Here is a 15,783-nt window from a genome sequence, read left to right as displayed (position 1 = left end):
GAACGATTATGTCCCCCTCTTCAAAGTGAAGAGGGGGTTTTTATATTGATAGAAATGAGGGAGATTCGTGAAATTACTAGATTTATTATCAAAAGGAATTGTAATAGGTGATGGTGCGGTTGGGACGTTATTGCATTCACATGGCTTGCAAAGTAGCTTTGAAGAATTGAATGTATCTGATCCAGACTTAATTATATCGATTCATAAACAATATGTAGCTGCTGGAGCAGATGTAATTCAAACGAATACGTATGGAGCAAATGAGGCGAAATTACGTATGTATGGTTTAGAAAATCAAGTTATAGAAATTAATAGAGCGGCAGTAAAACTGGCGAAAGCATCTGTGACAGATAAAAATGCAATTTTAGGAACAATTGGTGGTATGAAACATATCGGAGCTGTTACAACGACTGATATGGAAAGAGAGTTTATGTTACTTGAACAGGCAGGGGCTTTACTAGAAGAACAGGTTGATGGATTACTATTAGAAACTTTTTACGATGAATTTGAATTACTTCATGCCGTTAAAGTATTGCGTAAGCAAACGAATATTCCAATTGTTGCGCAATTAGCGTTACATGAAGCAGGTACGACTCAAAATGGAAATGATGTCAATGAAATATTAAAGCAACTTATAGATTACGGTGCAAATGTTGTTGGATTGAATTGTCAACTAGGGCCGCTTCATATGACGGAAGCTTTCAAAATGATATCGATTCCTCAAAATGGCTATTTATCAGCATACCCAAATGCAGGCCTCCCGAATTATGTGGATGGACGTTACGTATATGAGGGAAGCCCAGCTTATTTTGAAGCGATGACACCGAGATTTATTGAGCAAGGTATTCGGTTATTGGGTGGTTGTTGTGGTACGACTCCAGAACATATTCAAAGTATGAAGCGCGCTGTTGCGAATATTACCCCTGTAATAGAAAAAGACACGATTCAAAGGCCGAAAGTCGTTCATACGCATGAGAAACGTTCGAAGGCTCACGTCACTCTAGCAGAGAAAGCGAAAAAACAAACGACAGTTGTAGTGGAATTAGATCCACCGAAAACGTTAGATACACAGCGTTTTTTTGAAGGAGCAAGAGCGTTAAAAAGAGCGGGAGCAGATGCTATTACTCTAGCAGATAATTCATTAGCATCGCCTCGTGTTTCTAATATGGCGATGGGTGCGTTATTAACGAAGCATGATATCCCAGTATTGACGCATTTAACGTGTAGAGATCATAACGTCATTGGACTACAATCTCATTTGTTAGGTTTATCGGCGTTAGGGATGGAAGAAGTGTTAGCTTTAACTGGTGATCCAGCGCGCGTTGGTGATTTTCCCGGTGCCACTTCTGTATATGATTTATCCTCTATTGAGCTTATTAAAATGATTAAAGAAATGAACGATGGACGTTCAATTTTAGGGAAATCAATTGGACCGGCGACAAGGTTTTCTGTAGGCGGCGCATTTAATCCTCACGTGAGGCACTTAAAAGCAGCGGTTAAGCGAATGGAACGAAAAATAGATGCTGGAGCGGAGTATTTTTTAACTCAGCCAATTTACGATATCAAGTTAATTGAAGAAGTGTATGAAGCGACAAAGCATTTGGAACAACCTATTTTTATTGGAATTATGCCGTTAGTAAGTAAGCGGAATGCAGATTTTCTTCATTTTGAGGTGCCGGGTATTACTCTTCCTGAAGAAATAAGAGAGAGAATGGATGGACATGAAACGAAAGAGGCAGCAATTGAGGAAGGGATCCGCATTTCACAAGAATTGGTCGACGCAGCGATGAAATATTTTAATGGTATTTATCTTATTACACCATTTTTAAAGTATGAAATTACAGAACATCTTGTTAAATATGTAAGAGAAAAGCAAGAAGTGAAAGAAGGTATTAATTGATGAAGTGTATAGAAGAAAAATTAAAAAATAGCATTTTAATATTAGATGGTGCAATGGGGACAATGATTCAGCAAGAGGATTTAACTGCTGAAGATTTCGGAGGAGAAGAGTACGAGGGCTGTAATGAATATTTAGTGGAAACAAGACCAGACGTTATTTTAAAGATTCATAAAGCTTATATTGAAGCTGGAGCGGATATTATTGAAACAAATACATTTGGGGCAACGAATATTGTACTAAGTGATTATGATCTGTCTCATTTAGATGAAGAACTAAATGAAAAGGCAGCACTTTTGGCGAAGCAAGCTGTTAAAGAAAGCGGGAAGGAAGTATATGTTGCGGGAGCGATGGGACCAACAACGAAAGCAATTAGTGTTACAGGTGGTGTGACTTTTGAAGAATTGATTGAGGCTTATACAAGGCAGGCACGAGGATTATTAAAAGGAGCAGTTGATGTATTACTCGTTGAGACGAGTCAAGATATGCGTAACGTGAAAGCAGCTTATATTGGAATTCAAGCCGCTTTTGAAGAACTGAAAAAAACGGTTCCTATTATGATTTCAGGAACGATTGAGCCAATGGGAACGACTCTGGCTGGGCAAACAATTGAAGCTTTTTATTTATCAGTAGAACATATGAAACCATTATCTGTTGGGTTAAACTGTGCGACTGGTCCGGAGTTTATGAGGGACCATATTCGTTCACTATCTGATTTATCGGAGTGTTACATTTCTTGTTATCCAAATGCAGGTCTTCCTGATGAAGATGGACATTACCATGAATCTCCATCTTCTCTTGCTGAAAAGGTGAAGCGATTTGCTGAAGAAGGATGGGTTAATATTATTGGTGGTTGTTGTGGCACGACACCAGAACATATAAAAGCAATGAAATCCGCGCTAGCATCTCTTAGGCCTCGTGACCATCATGAGAGAGAAGGACATGGAATTAGTGGATTAGAAGCACTGCAATATGATGAGTCTATGAGACCGTTATTTGTAGGTGAAAGAACGAATGTTATTGGGTCACGTAAATTTAAACGCTTAGTAGCAGAAGGGAAATTTGAAGAGGCTGCTGAAGTGGCAAGAGCGCAAGTGAAGAAAAATGCTCATATTATTGACATTTGTATGGCAGATCCTGATCGCGATGAAATAGAAGATATGGAAAACTTCTTAGCAGAAGTTACGAAAGTTTTAAAAGTACCGATTATGATTGATTCAACAGATGAAAATGTGATGGAGCGAGCTCTTACTTATATTCAAGGAAAAGCTGTTATTAATTCAATTAATTTAGAAGATGGAGAAGAACGATTTAAAAAAGTGACACCGCTTCTTCAGAAGTATGGTGCCGCTATAGTTGTAGGAACAATTGATGAAGACGGTATGGCGGTTAGTGCGGAACGAAAGATAGAAATTGCGAAAAGAAGCTATGAATTACTTACAAAGAAGTATGGGATACGCCCGTCAGATATTATTTTTGATGCACTTGTGTTTCCAGTAGGGACAGGTGATGAAGAATATATTGGCTCAGCGGCAGCGACTATAGAAGGAATTCGCCTTATTAAAGAAGCGTTACCAGAGTGTTTAACGATTTTAGGTGTAAGTAACATATCATTTGGTTTACCACCGGCTGGACGTGAAGTATTAAATTCAGTTTTTTTATACCATGCTACGAAAGCAGGATTAGATTACGCGATTGTGAATACGGAAAAATTAGAACGCTATGCGTCGATTCCAGAGGAAGAAAAACGCCTTGCAGATGCATTACTGTTTGAAACGACGAAAGAGACGTTAGAAGAATTTACAAACTTTTACCGAGTTGCTAAAAAGAAAGATGTCGTTGTGCAAGAAACGTTAACGCTTGATGAAAGACTAGCAAATTATATTGTAGAAGGTACGAAACAAGGATTACACGAGGATTTAAGTCTTGCACTTGAAGAAGGAAGAAAACCTCTTGATATTATTAACGGTCCGCTTATGACAGGGATGGACGAGGTAGGACGACTATTTAATAATAATGAACTTATTGTTGCTGAAGTATTGCAAAGTGCCGAAAGTATGAAAGCCGCTGTAAGCTATTTAGAGCCACATATGGAATCTAGTGATAGTGCGAAAAAAGGGAAAGTATTGTTAGCAACTGTAAAAGGTGACGTGCATGATATTGGGAAAAATCTCGTTGAAATTATTTTAGCGAATAACGGATATGAGATTATTAATTTAGGAATTAATGTACGTTCGGATCGAATTGTTCAAGAAGTACAAGAAAAGAAGCCGGACATTATAGGCCTTTCAGGTTTATTAGTAAAATCAGCGCAACAAATGGTAACGACTGCTGAAGATTTAAAAGCGGCAAATATTGATGTGCCCATTGTTGTAGGTGGTGCAGCGTTAACGAGAAAGTTTACAGATAATCGGATTTCACCATCATATAAAGGACTCGTTTGTTATGCGAGTGATGCGATGACGGGGCTCGATATTATTAATAAGCTTCAAAAAGAAGAAGAGCGTGAGAAGATGAAGCAGGATAAAAAAGAACGTCATCTTCATATCGTAAAAAAAGAGGAGAAGAAAGTAGAAATTCCAGCAGTAATTGAGCCATTACCAAAATCAGAGGTTATGGTGCCTGATTCAACAAAACGAATTGTATTACGAGATGTTCCCGCCCTTCATCTCGCACCATTTCTGAATAGACAAATGCTACTTGGGCATCACCTTGGATTAAAAGGAAATGTGAAGAAGCTTTTGAAAGAGGGAGATAAGAGAGCACATGAATTAAATGATTTAATAGATGAATTATTGCAGGAAGGACAATCTTGGTTAAAGCCGAAAGCAGTGTATCAATTTTTCCCAGCGCAAAGCGACGGACAAAACATTGTAATATATGATCCAGAAGATCATACGCGTGTTATAGAGCGTTTCACATTCCCTAGACAAGGAAAGGCTCCCTATCGTACTTTAGGTGATTATTTGCGCCCAATAGGAGATGAGATGGACTATGTTGCTTTCTTATCTGTTACGGTTGGGGAAGGAGTTCGGGATATTGCTGAAGAGTGGAAGGCGAAAGGTGATTACCTACGTAGTCATGCCATTCAATCGTTAGCGCTTGAATTAGCGGAAGGACTTGCTGAAAAAACACATATGCTCATTCGTGACCGCTGGGGCATTCCGGACTCACCTGAACTGACGATGGAAGAACGTTTCCGTACGAAATATAGAGGAATACGAGTGTCATTTGGTTATCCGGCGTGTCCAGAACTTGCAGATCAAGAAAAGCTATTTCGCTTAATTCATCCAGAGGAAATAGGTATTTCATTAACAGAAGGATTCATGATGGAGCCAGAAGCGTCCGTAACGGCTATGGTATTTTCTCACCCTGAGGCAAGATATTTTAGTGTATTATAGTCTAGAAGGGGGAGACGTATGAAGAAAATAGTCTTTACAGGTGGCGGTTCGGCAGGACATGTAACACCTAATTTAGCCATTATCCCATATTTACAGGAAGACAACTGGGATATCTCTTATATTGGTTCTCACCAAGGTATTGAGAAAACGATTATAGAAAAGGAAGGCATTCCCTACTATAGTATTTCGAGTGGAAAGCTACGTCGTTATTTTGATTTAAAAAATATAAAAGATCCTTTTCTTGTAATGAAGGGGGTTATGGATGCGTATGTAAGAATTCGAAAACTAAAACCAGATGTGATTTTTTCAAAAGGCGGTTTCGTATCTGTACCAGTCGTAATTGGCGGATGGCTAAATAGAGTACCAGTTTTATTACATGAATCTGATATGACGCCAGGACTAGCAAACAAAATTGCGCTTCGTTTTGCTTCGAAAATATTTGTTACATTTGAAGAAGCTGCGAAACATTTACCGAAAGAAAAAGTAATTTATACAGGATCTCCTGTACGTGAAGAAGTACTAAAGGGAAATCGTGAAAAAGGTTTAGCATTTTTAGGCTTTTCACGTAAAAAGCCAGTTATTACAATCATGGGAGGAAGTTTGGGCGCAAAAAAAATTAATGAAACGGTTCGATCCGCGTTACCAGAACTTCTGAAAAAATATCAAATTGTTCACCTTTGCGGAAAAGGTAACCTTGATGAAAGTTTACAAAATAAAGAAGGATATAGACAATTTGAATATGTACATGGAGAACTGCCAGATATATTAGCGGTAACAGATTTTGTTATTTCACGCGCGGGCTCCAACGCAATTTTTGAATTTTTAACATTACAAAAGCCGATGGTTTTAATTCCATTATCGAAATTTGCAAGCCGTGGAGATCAAATATTAAATGCAGAGTCCTTTGAAAGACAAGGATATGCTTCCGTATTATATGAAGAAGATGTAAATGTAAAATCTCTTATAAAGTATGTCGAAGAATTAAGTCAAAATAATGAGAAGTATAAAACAGCACTAAAAAAATATAATGGAAAAGAAGCAATTAAAACAATCATTCAAAATATTTCAGAGGCATGATGAAACAATCATGCCTCTTTTAGTAGGGTGAAAGATTCCAAGAATTGATATTTTTATGTTACAATAAAGTGAAACTTTAATCAGTTGGGTGCATCCCACATCTAACTTCTTTACTGTTACTGAATTTTGAGGAGGGAGTCTTACTGCCCTCAAATAGCGGGATAACAAATGGGTTAATAGGGAAATTCCAATTAATGAGGCGTGAAAATACGAATGGATTAGGAGTGACTGTGTTGGAGCTAAGTCTCTATGAAAATACTGCACTTATTATATGCTTTGTGTTGTACGTTGGTAGTGTTATTGTTTATATTTCAAGGAAATTTTCGCAAGAAAGAGAGCTTGAAAAGTCAGAGATAACAGCTGAACTAGAAATGTTAGCTGATGAAAGTTATAAAAAACAAAAAATAAAAGAAGACCATGAAGCATCCCATCATTTAAACGCAAATAAGTTTTAAAGATGGGGATTTTTTTTGAAGTTGTTCTTTATTGTAGCTATAACAAATAACGCTAAAAAGGAGTTTCCCCATACATAATGAAGGAGTGTATATAAATGAATTTTTATATCGCCTCAGGTTTCCAAAATAAACATCTTGTACGTTCCGTAGCAAATGAACTGAAACATGCAGGATGGCACCATACATATGATTGGACCAAAAATGAAAGAGCAGCTAATGAAGAACAATTAAGAGAAATTGGTCAGGCAGAACAAAATGCTGTAAAAGAAGCGGATGTATTTTTACTTATATTAGATGGCGGAAACGGGAGCCATACAGAGTTTGGAATGGCGATTGCACTAGAGAAAACGATATATGTATATCATGCAGGAAACCCGCTCCAAACAACGTTCTATCACTTGCCAGAAATAAATATTTTTGAAGGAGATGTAGCTGAGTTTGCATCTTATGTTATAAATCATGTGAAATAATAGTAACTACCTAAAAGGTTATAAAAGTGATCTTTTGGGTACAGTGATGATAAGAAACGTATATAAAGGAGTACATAATATGAAATTAGAAAATGGATGGGAAACGAGCTTTTTAGAAGTCGTACAAAATAGTGAATTTAAGAAAGAGGCACTTCTTAGTCAATTGCTTTGTCAGGATAGTGAAGAAGTAGAAGAGCTTGTGGATGATTACGGCTACGAAGAACTTGTTGAACGTGAACATGATGATGAGTTAGCTGAAATCTTAGGAGAAGAACTTTTTAGTGAGATGGAACGCCAAGTATTCTTATCTTCAAACCCAGAAGAAAAATTGATTTCATTCGTCAATGGATTAGGTTTTCATGTGTTAGATTGGATCGTTCTTCTTGAAACAGAATTTGGTATTGATAGTGCAAACTTTACATCAGATGCTGTGAAGGTGTTAGAAAAGCGTTTCAGACAGTTTCCATACATAGAGGACAAGACAATTTTTGATATGACATTTGGAGAATCGATGGATGTATTAGAATCTGTTACAGGATTACAACTAAAGGAAAAGATGAACGTATAATGAAAAAAGAACGTGATTGGATCACGTTCTTTTTTTACATAATAATAATTTTATCATCTAGTTTTGTCTGCCCGGTAAGAAGTGCGTTTAAATATTCCACTTTTCTTATACAAGCTTGTATATGTCTTTCAATCTCTTGTAACTCTGCTTGGTGATGCGTTTCAATTGGATGAATTTGTACGTTGAATTTTTCAAATTGACTACTATATGTTATTTCTGCATAGCCGCTCATAATATCGGTTTCGTTATGAAATAAAAATTGCTTCGTTTTGTCACAGAATGATACATCCTGAAAGCCATATACTTTTAATGCTTCAATTACTTTTTTAATCATTTTTGTATTCATTTTTTAACCCTCTTTACGAAGTTCTACTTATATATTATAACATAAAAAAATACATAGAAAGCGCTTCCAAGTGTATTTTATTATAAACTTTACGTTTCAATCACAAAAATGAAACAAAGAAAAAATAATTGTAAAGAAGGAAGGACTCTTTTATTGTTTTGTCATATATATAGAGAAATAGTGCAATGAAAGGAAATTTTCCGAGGTGGAGATCGTATTTCCAATTTGAGCGCAGTAAAAGAGGTGAGAATTTTGAACTTTGATATTGTAGGACAAAAAGCATATATAAAAGATGGACCGCATCGGAACCGAATTGGAATTGTAAAGAAAAACGAGACAAAATTAGCATCGCAGTTTGCTATTGTAATTGGAGAACAAGTCATTGATGTAGAGCTAAAGGATATCGTGTTAGTTGGAGTAGACGTAGGACAATTTCATAAATGGTGCGAACAAAATGGTTATTTGTGAAAAGGACGGGCTGTGAGATAATGAAATATATTTGAGGAAAGAGGATATGTTATTGTATTCTCTTTTTCTATGTTTAAGGAGGCGAAAATGAAATATAAAGAACAGGAGTTTACGTTGGAGTTAAAAGAGAACATTCAATGTATGGAGAAGGAAATAGAGCGAATATCACTTAAACTGCATAAAGAGTATTCACGTTTATACATAGAAAACCACATGGAATTAGATATGGGATTTGCAAGGGAAAAAGAGAATCCCTTTGAGGTGGGTTATTATTCATCAGTTGCTATAGCTATATTAGATGAAGAAAAAGAGATGATTGGATTTCACAATATTCCAATTTGGAAATGTGAAAGAATCTTTTTAGGAATGCCAATTCAATCAAACATTTTGGGGAGTAAGAAAGTAGGGGAACTCGCTGATGAATCTTGTTATGAGATTGAGGAAGAGTTAAAAGAGCAACTAGAAGAATACTTAGAGTGATAATTCTCAAGATAAAATCTATAAAGAGGGAACGGAATAAAAAAGACGCTAACAATTGTATGTTAGCGTCTTTTTTTCATTATGAAGCAATTTCACCAGTTTTTGTATCATCTTGATTGTACGTATCTTGATCTAATTCACCAAGCCATTTACTTGAAATAAGACCTGCTGTCATAGAGCCACTTACGTTAAGAGCTGTACGCCCCATATCGATTAATGGCTCAACCGAGATAACTAGAGCAACAATACCGATTGGTAAGTTCATTGTAGATAGTACGATTAAAGCTGCGAATGTTGCGCCGCCACCAACTCCGGCAACACCGAATGAGCTAATAGCAACAACAGCGATTAAAGTTAAAATAAATTGTGGTTGTAATGGATCAATTCCTACAGTTGGAGCGACCATCATTGCAAGCATTGCTGGATAAATACCTGCGCAACCGTTTTGTCCGATAGATACCCCAAATGAAGCTGCGAAGTTTGCAATTCCTTCGGAAATACCAAGCTTTTCTTTTTGCGCTTCAATATTTAATGGCATCGCACCAGCACTAGAGCGAGATGTGAATGCAAAAGTTAGTACAGGGAACACTTTTTTCAAATATTGAATTGGATTTAAACCAGACAATGCAATTAATAATAAGTGAATGATAAACATTACGATAAGTGCTACGTAAGAGGCTAGCACGAAGTTACCAAGTTTTAAAATAGCATTTATATCGCTACCAGCAACTGTTTTTGCCATAAGAGCTAATACGCCGTATGGAGTAAGGCGTAAAATTAATGTTACCATACGCATTACGATTGCATATACAGCATCAAGCATCTTCTTAAATAGCTCTGCTTGTTCTGGATATTTTCGTTTTACACCTATAAAGGCAATGCCGATAAAGGCTGCAAATATTACGACAGAAATTGTTGATGTTGGACGAGCGCCTGTTAAATCAAGAAACGGATTTGTAGGTAATAGCTCTAATAATTTATCTGGAATTGTTGTCTTTTCAATAGAAGTAAATCTTTCTTCAACTAGTTTCAGACGAGCAGATTCTGCATCACCTTGTTGTAGGCCGGTTGCAGATACATCAAATCCTGCACTTGCAGCGATACCGACAGCTGCAGCAATTCCTGTAGTAAGAATTAAAATTCCGATAATAAGACCACTAATTTTACCAAGATTTTTCGTTAACTGTAATTTTGTAAATGCTGAAATAATAGATACTAAAATAAGTGGCATAACGATCATTTGAAGTAACTTCACATAACCGTTACCGATTAAGCCAAACCAAGTATTTGATTCAATAATTACTTTAGAAGTTGGCTCATAAATAAATTGTAATATAAGACCGAAGATAATCCCGACTCCTAAAGCGGTAAATACGCGTTTATTAAAAGATACATGCTTACGTTGCATATAATATAATACGCCAACTAAAATGAGCATGACTGCAACGTTAATTCCGACAAGCAGTGTATTCATGTTGATTCCCCCTAATTCCAATCTGTTATATAGAATATAAGGTAATAAAACCTATAAGTCAACTAGGGAATTCCGGAATTAAAAAAAAGATGGCAAAATGCCATCTTTTAATGTCCAGCCCCAGGCACAAGTAAGAATGTCGTGTAGTATGTAAATCCTATGAAGAAAACAGTTAAATATGCCCCAAATACGTATATATACATACGCTCTGTTAATTTTAAATAGCTTAAAAGTACGAAGAAACCTGTTTGTCCTAAAAATAGTAGTGCGGCCGGTTGCATATCCCCTACATAAAACATGACCGAGAAAATTCCAGTCCAAAAGCCGAGAACGCGAAACATGCGCTCCATGCCATCTCCCTCCTTTTCTAAAAAAAGTAAACCTCACCTCATTATAGTTTATTTTTCTTACTATTGTAAATATTCGTTCATATAAAAAGAAGCCAATTATTATTGGCTTCTTTTTATATGAAAAATTAAATTGTTAGTTTATAATTACAAGATTTACATCCATCTAATAGACTATCATTTCGAGTTAATTCCATGTTGGGGAATAGGATTTCAAAAATTCCTTTCATCATATCTCCGTGCATGTTACAAATTTCAGTTGGATGATGAACAGCAACTTCTTTAAATGGACAATTGTGTACATCATAGAAAATTTTTGTTCCATCTGCACTTAATTCAAATGCAGGTGATAAGCCAGCTGTTGAGAAAGCTTCTTTTGCAATTTGAACTTTTTGTTCCACTGTTAAAGCATCTTCACTCACATTTAAACGTTGCATATGTTGTTGCATTAATTCAGCTCCGAATTGTTTTCCTGTTTCGTATAGCGCTTTTTCACCAGCAGCGCCAAGGCTAAGTAAAGAATTAAATGCGATTCTTGCTAACAATTGATAATCACGGAATGGAAATTGTAATTGGATAACATCTTCAGATAAGACATACAATCTGCTCGGTCGTCCGCCTTTTCCAGTTTTCTTCGTTTCCGATTTTAGCATATGAACATCTTCTAATTTAGATAAATGTAAACGCGCTACGTTTGGATGAATGTCAAACTCATCTGCAATTTCTTGTACCGTTACGTAACTATGTTTTTGCGAAATATATTTATAAATGTAATAACGAGTTGGGTCAGATAATACACCTGTAATTTTTAAAGCTTGTTCCATGAGGATCTCCACCTTTATCACTTTATCCAAGATAATAACATTATAATACAGATAAACATGAGTATAGGTAATTTCAGACAATAATTCGGAAATTGTTCATAATTTCACAAACATATTTTTCCTTTTTCCTCTATTGAAAATACAAAAGTCCAAATTTTTATTGCGCATGTTTTCATGCTATATACATAGTGAGGAGGGAAAAGTGATGAATGGGATTGAAATTTTTGCGAATGCAATTTTAAAAGAAGCGTGTAGGGTACAAGCGTCAGATTTACATATTGTGCCCCGGCAGAAGGATGTAGCGGTGCAACTACGTATAGGAAAAGATTTAATGACGAAACAATGGTGCCGAAATGGAGCATAAGCGAAAACAGATTTAGAAACAAATAAACAAGACAGCTAAAGCTTTGGAGACCATTGAAACAATGAGAATTGAAGGGGATTTAACTCCAACTCGTTATCGTGAAAGAAAAAATGAGTATGAAGAGAAAATAGAGCAGTTGTATTTGGGACTTCAAGTAATTGAAAAGCAGAATCGACAAGAAAAAAATTCTGATTTGAAGGAAAAGAAACAACGTATTGAATACTTACTTCAAAATTGGCAATTTCTCGATGGAGAAGGTCTGACAGGCGAAGAAGTGAACAGAAGCTTACATTTCATCATTGAACGAATTGCAGGGACGTATGCAAAAGGCGATGAAGAACCTACGGTGAGAATTAGATACAAGTAAACGAACCACGCTCGTCACTGGGCGTGGTTTTGTTGTATGTAATAGGAAAACATTACAGGGTGATTTACTCGTGAAATTTTGATAGTCCAGTATGTTTGGTTAAATAATGGATTAATTTCATTACAATGGAATTGTAAATTGATATAATTAAATAAAGATAATAAACAATAAAAGGGCTTAATGTGTCGGAGGAGTAACATAACATGAAAGATCAGTTGTATGTTGATATATTAAATGAAAAGTTATTTAACATTTATGAAGGGGAAATTAATTTTTATCACCCAGACGATAGTAGTTCAACAACAGGAAATATTACTTTAGAATTATCGCCGCACCCTGAGATTTTAATGACTTCTAATAACCCTGTAACGTTAAAATCTCAAAAAGAAAGGTTCCCACAAGAATATGATATTCGAACCATTAATGAATATATAATGGAGGAAAGTGGCTCCCATAATACATATAATCCAGAGCAAGAAGACACCATCAAAAGTTTTACTATTTATTTAGATAGTGTTAAAACAAAAGATACAGAAGTTGATGAAGTTGTTTTCTTTATTATAAATTGTGGTCATATTGGAGTAAGAGATTATGAAGAAGCAGAATATAAATTTGAACATGAAGATTGGTTAATAACATTTAATTTTAGATCAGATAAAAAGGTGGAGTCTCATTATGAGAGTTTAAAAAGAAGCAGGGGGTATGAAATAACTCATGTAGGCTCTATTTCAAAAAGGGACAAACGATGTTTTAATACCGCAGAAATAGAAGGAATACTTTCTAATATGGAATGGTATTTATCTTTTTGTAGCGCTGAAAGTGTATTCATTCCTATTCAGATTGGACTTAAAGATGAGAGTAAAGTTTGGGAGAACTATGTAATTAAAAAAAATAAAACGAGTCATTATCAAAATGGTTTGAAGTGGATTCCATTAGGTGGGGTTACCAATTTTAATAAATTCTTTTCAAATGTTGCAACAAAATTAGAGCAAGAATTATGGAAAGATGTATTGCCAATTGTGCTCAACTGGTATCTCGAAATAAAAGGCGATGGTATGCTGGAAAATAAAATTATTTCCACACAGATAGCCTTAGAACAACTAGCTTGGACTTATCTTGTTAATCAAGAACAAATGTTAGATAAAGAAGGATATAAAAAGTTAAGAGCAACTGATATCTTAAGATTACTTTGCTATCAATTAAATATTCCAAGAGAAATTCGACATGCTGATCTTTTAGATGAAGAATTTCTTAAAAAGTACCAAAATGATGGTGTATTCATGTTTGTTGATTTTAGAAATAATCTTGTTCATCCAGATAAAAAGATGAGTACGTATCAACTAGATAAGGATACTCAAGTTATCGTTTATTTACAGGGAGTATATTTTCTTGAAAGAGTGATGACGAGGATTTTTGGATACAAAGGAAAATACAGAAAAATACTATGAAAATATTGAATCACAATAAATATATGATGACAGTATGAGGAAAACATTGGGGGATTAGTATGAATGAGTTGGTAAAAGCATTGCCTTCGTTGCTGGGGGTTATGGTTGGAGGATTAATTACATTTAGTATTCAATTTTACATGTCTAACAGACAGCGAAAATGGGATGAAGAAAAAATGAAAAGGGATAATCATAATAAAATGGAAGCTCAAAAATTTGCAGTATTTAGTAAGATACTGCATCTAGATGCTAAATATAATATATTAGATTGGGATATACATCACGGATTTCAATTTCAAACTAGAAAATACTTGGAACAAATCCGTCCTTTGTTATATGAAATATATCATTTATTAGACGAATCTATTATCAGTGAAATAGAAAGTATAGAGGGAATTCATGGAAGACAACGTGCCTATGAAGAAGCTGAAGAAGGGGATAATGAACTACTTGTAAAATATTATCAAGAAATCTTAAAAATAATTAAAAAACAATGTGAAGATTGGCGTGAATCTACAAAAAATAAAAAGTAGAAACAAGCACTCCTTAAACAAGGAGTACCGTTAATTGGGTAGGCTACATTTAGAGCATACTTAGTTTGTAGGTATGTAGCATTTCGCTACACACCTAATATTATTGAGATCCGTCGAATAACACGACACACCCACTATATACAATGTATATACTGCCTATGTTGAACCTGGTCACCAAATGCCCATGTGCTATAAACAATGTTTGTAGCCCTTCATTCCATATGTTATAAAACTTACATTTTATAACAAGTAAAATTAATTCCCTTGCAATCTTATTTTCTGATTATTATTATTTAATTAAAGGGGGCGGAAAATATGCAATCGGAGGAAGCAGCTGAACTGAGAAGACAATGGAAAGAAGCAGGCGATAAACCTTGTTCACATGAGATTACGGAAAAAGAATACTACTTAGGTAGCAACACTGGAGACCGTATTTGTACAACATGTGGATTCGCAGCTATACCTGCTGACTTTGAAAAATTAAGAAGAGACGGAAAATAAGTAAATATTGAAAGTGATAAAATGTTAATTGAATTTTTCATTCTCAATATATATTAACTTACATAAAAATTGCGAGCTTCTTATGAAGCTTTTCTTTTGAGTTTTATTTTGAATAATTTATATTTTATAACTTTTATGTGCCAACTTTACATTCAATTTTTTCTCAATATAACAGTATTAAAAAGGTTGGGGGAGAATCGGAATGAAGGAGTTACCGAAGATTAAAGTTATTATTGAGAATGAACCTTTTGTGGAAGCGATTAAAAATATAGCAGATTATTTAACAAAAGTAGCTCAGAAATGAGCTGCTTTTTTATTTACTGTTATTAATGTTTATTAGAAAAACCGAAAGTTCTGCTTTTTTACCAGAGGATTTTGGATGGTCAAATTGATAGTTAGATAGATATGGGACCGAGTATTTATGAACAATTTTTGGATCTAAACTTTTATTTTCTAAGAACTTTGGAACATTCTTCATAACTTCTTCTGTAACCTTGTTAGCAGTAACCGTCTTATTAAAATAATTAATGCTAATTTTTTATCATGGACAGAAGTGTAATTTTGCAATAACTGTTTCAAGCCATCAGTAATTGTTTTCTTACTTACACTCCAAATTTTACATTCAGCAATGAATACATTAATTTTGTCCTCGTTTTTAATGAGGATATCTGCACGTCCTTTATCATTATGGGATTCAGCTGTGCAATTTAAATCGGGATAGAGTGTATTTAAAGTATTTAATATGGTATTTCTAATATCGTTT

General features: G+C 35.0%; 17 protein-coding genes and 1 pseudogene. 13 read left to right on the top strand and 5 right to left on the bottom strand.

Annotation, left to right across the window (positions count from 1 at the left end; genetic code table 11):
* Positions 1 to 67 precede the first annotated feature (67 nt).
* From DN399_RS20955 to DN399_RS20930, 6 genes are all read left to right on the top strand, one after another.
* Positions 68 to 1,900: a bifunctional homocysteine S-methyltransferase/methylenetetrahydrofolate reductase gene (locus DN399_RS20955; RefSeq protein ID WP_049107958.1), complete on the top strand. Its 1,833-nt coding sequence runs from the start codon at positions 68 to 70 to the stop codon at positions 1,898 to 1,900.
* Positions 1,900 to 5,298 (top strand): methionine synthase, encoded by a 3,399-nt coding sequence (gene metH, locus DN399_RS20950; protein ID WP_000649674.1) that lies wholly within the window; start codon positions 1,900 to 1,902, stop codon positions 5,296 to 5,298. Before DN399_RS20955 ends, metH begins: the two co-directional genes overlap by 1 nt.
* 18 nt (positions 5,299 to 5,316) lie before the next feature.
* Positions 5,317 to 6,375, top strand: a complete 1,059-nt coding sequence (gene murG, locus DN399_RS20945; RefSeq protein WP_000724779.1) for an undecaprenyldiphospho-muramoylpentapeptide beta-N-acetylglucosaminyltransferase — start codon at positions 5,317 to 5,319, stop codon at positions 6,373 to 6,375.
* 194 nt (positions 6,376 to 6,569) lie between these two features.
* On the top strand, positions 6,570 to 6,830 hold the full coding sequence (locus DN399_RS20940; RefSeq protein ID WP_001250699.1) for a DUF3966 domain-containing protein: 261 nt from the start codon (positions 6,570 to 6,572) through the stop codon (positions 6,828 to 6,830).
* 95 nt (positions 6,831 to 6,925) lie between these two features.
* Positions 6,926 to 7,300, top strand: coding sequence for a nucleoside 2-deoxyribosyltransferase (locus tag DN399_RS20935; protein ID WP_001012344.1), 375 nt, complete (start codon positions 6,926 to 6,928; stop codon positions 7,298 to 7,300).
* A 79-nt stretch (positions 7,301 to 7,379) separates the two neighbouring features.
* On the top strand, positions 7,380 to 7,868 hold the full coding sequence (locus DN399_RS20930) for a hypothetical protein (RefSeq protein ID WP_000764267.1): 489 nt from the start codon (positions 7,380 to 7,382) through the stop codon (positions 7,866 to 7,868).
* Between the two features lie 34 nt (positions 7,869 to 7,902).
* Here the strand turns inward: DN399_RS20930 and DN399_RS20925 are convergent, their stop codons facing one another.
* Positions 7,903 to 8,214: a hypothetical protein gene (locus tag DN399_RS20925; protein ID WP_001093237.1), complete on the bottom strand. Its 312-nt coding sequence runs from the start codon at positions 8,212 to 8,214 to the stop codon at positions 7,903 to 7,905.
* 252 nt (positions 8,215 to 8,466) lie between these two features.
* Here DN399_RS20925 and DN399_RS20920 point away from each other — a divergent pair, with 252 nt between their 5' ends.
* Positions 8,467 to 8,682, top strand: coding sequence for a DUF3912 family protein (locus tag DN399_RS20920; RefSeq protein WP_001008327.1), 216 nt, complete (start codon positions 8,467 to 8,469; stop codon positions 8,680 to 8,682).
* 87 nt (positions 8,683 to 8,769) lie between these two features.
* A complete protein-coding gene (locus DN399_RS20915) occupies positions 8,770 to 9,162 on the top strand; it encodes a hypothetical protein (protein ID WP_000875399.1) in 393 nt (130 codons plus the stop codon).
* A 79-nt stretch (positions 9,163 to 9,241) separates the two neighbouring features.
* On the opposite strand, the gene DN399_RS20910 is transcribed toward DN399_RS20915, so the two are convergent.
* The 3 genes from DN399_RS20910 to DN399_RS20900 form a co-directional block, all read right to left on the bottom strand.
* Entirely contained in the window at positions 9,242 to 10,636 is a 1,395-nt protein-coding gene (locus DN399_RS20910; RefSeq protein WP_025709781.1) for an L-cystine transporter, read from the bottom strand.
* Positions 10,637 to 10,743: 107 nt separating this feature from the next.
* Positions 10,744 to 10,986, bottom strand: coding sequence for a DUF2626 domain-containing protein (locus DN399_RS20905; RefSeq protein WP_000440716.1), 243 nt, complete (start codon positions 10,984 to 10,986; stop codon positions 10,744 to 10,746).
* 125 nt (positions 10,987 to 11,111) lie between these two features.
* Positions 11,112 to 11,807, bottom strand: coding sequence for a helix-turn-helix transcriptional regulator (locus DN399_RS20900; protein ID WP_000434125.1), 696 nt, complete (start codon positions 11,805 to 11,807; stop codon positions 11,112 to 11,114).
* Positions 11,808 to 12,012: 205 nt separating this feature from the next.
* On the opposite strand from DN399_RS20900, the pseudogene DN399_RS20895 reads away from it, so the two are divergent.
* The 5 genes and pseudogenes from DN399_RS20895 to DN399_RS20875 all read left to right on the top strand — a co-directional run.
* Positions 12,013 to 12,147, top strand: a pseudogene (locus DN399_RS20895) (ATPase, T2SS/T4P/T4SS family); the annotation flags it as partial.
* 85 nt (positions 12,148 to 12,232) lie between these two features.
* A complete protein-coding gene (locus DN399_RS20890; protein ID WP_255478084.1) occupies positions 12,233 to 12,538 on the top strand; it encodes a hypothetical protein in 306 nt (101 codons plus the stop codon).
* A 203-nt stretch (positions 12,539 to 12,741) separates the two neighbouring features.
* A complete protein-coding gene (locus tag DN399_RS20885) occupies positions 12,742 to 13,986 on the top strand; it encodes a YopA family protein (RefSeq protein WP_149149922.1) in 1,245 nt (414 codons plus the stop codon).
* Between the two features lie 59 nt (positions 13,987 to 14,045).
* Positions 14,046 to 14,519 carry a hypothetical protein gene (locus DN399_RS20880; protein WP_149149921.1) on the top strand — a complete coding sequence of 158 codons (474 nt, stop codon included), beginning with the start codon at positions 14,046 to 14,048 and terminating at the stop codon, positions 14,517 to 14,519.
* A 315-nt stretch (positions 14,520 to 14,834) separates the two neighbouring features.
* The gene (locus tag DN399_RS20875; RefSeq protein WP_149149920.1) at positions 14,835 to 15,020 is read left to right on the top strand and encodes a hypothetical protein; all 186 of its coding nucleotides are present in this window, start codon (positions 14,835 to 14,837) and stop codon (positions 15,018 to 15,020) included.
* Positions 15,021 to 15,494: 474 nt separating this feature from the next.
* On the opposite strand, the gene DN399_RS28760 is transcribed toward DN399_RS20875, so the two are convergent.
* On the bottom strand, positions 15,495 to 15,776 hold the full coding sequence (locus DN399_RS28760) for a PD-(D/E)XK nuclease domain-containing protein (protein WP_149150127.1): 282 nt from the start codon (positions 15,774 to 15,776) through the stop codon (positions 15,495 to 15,497).
* Positions 15,777 to 15,783: the final 7 nt, after the last annotated feature.

The sequence above is a fragment of the Bacillus sp. AR4-2 genome (assembly GCF_008274865.1).
Lineage (GTDB): Bacteria > Bacillota > Bacilli > Bacillales > Bacillaceae_G > Bacillus_A > Bacillus_A cereus.
Note: the sequence above shows the minus strand (reverse complement) of the source record. Positions and strands in the feature narration are given on the sequence as shown.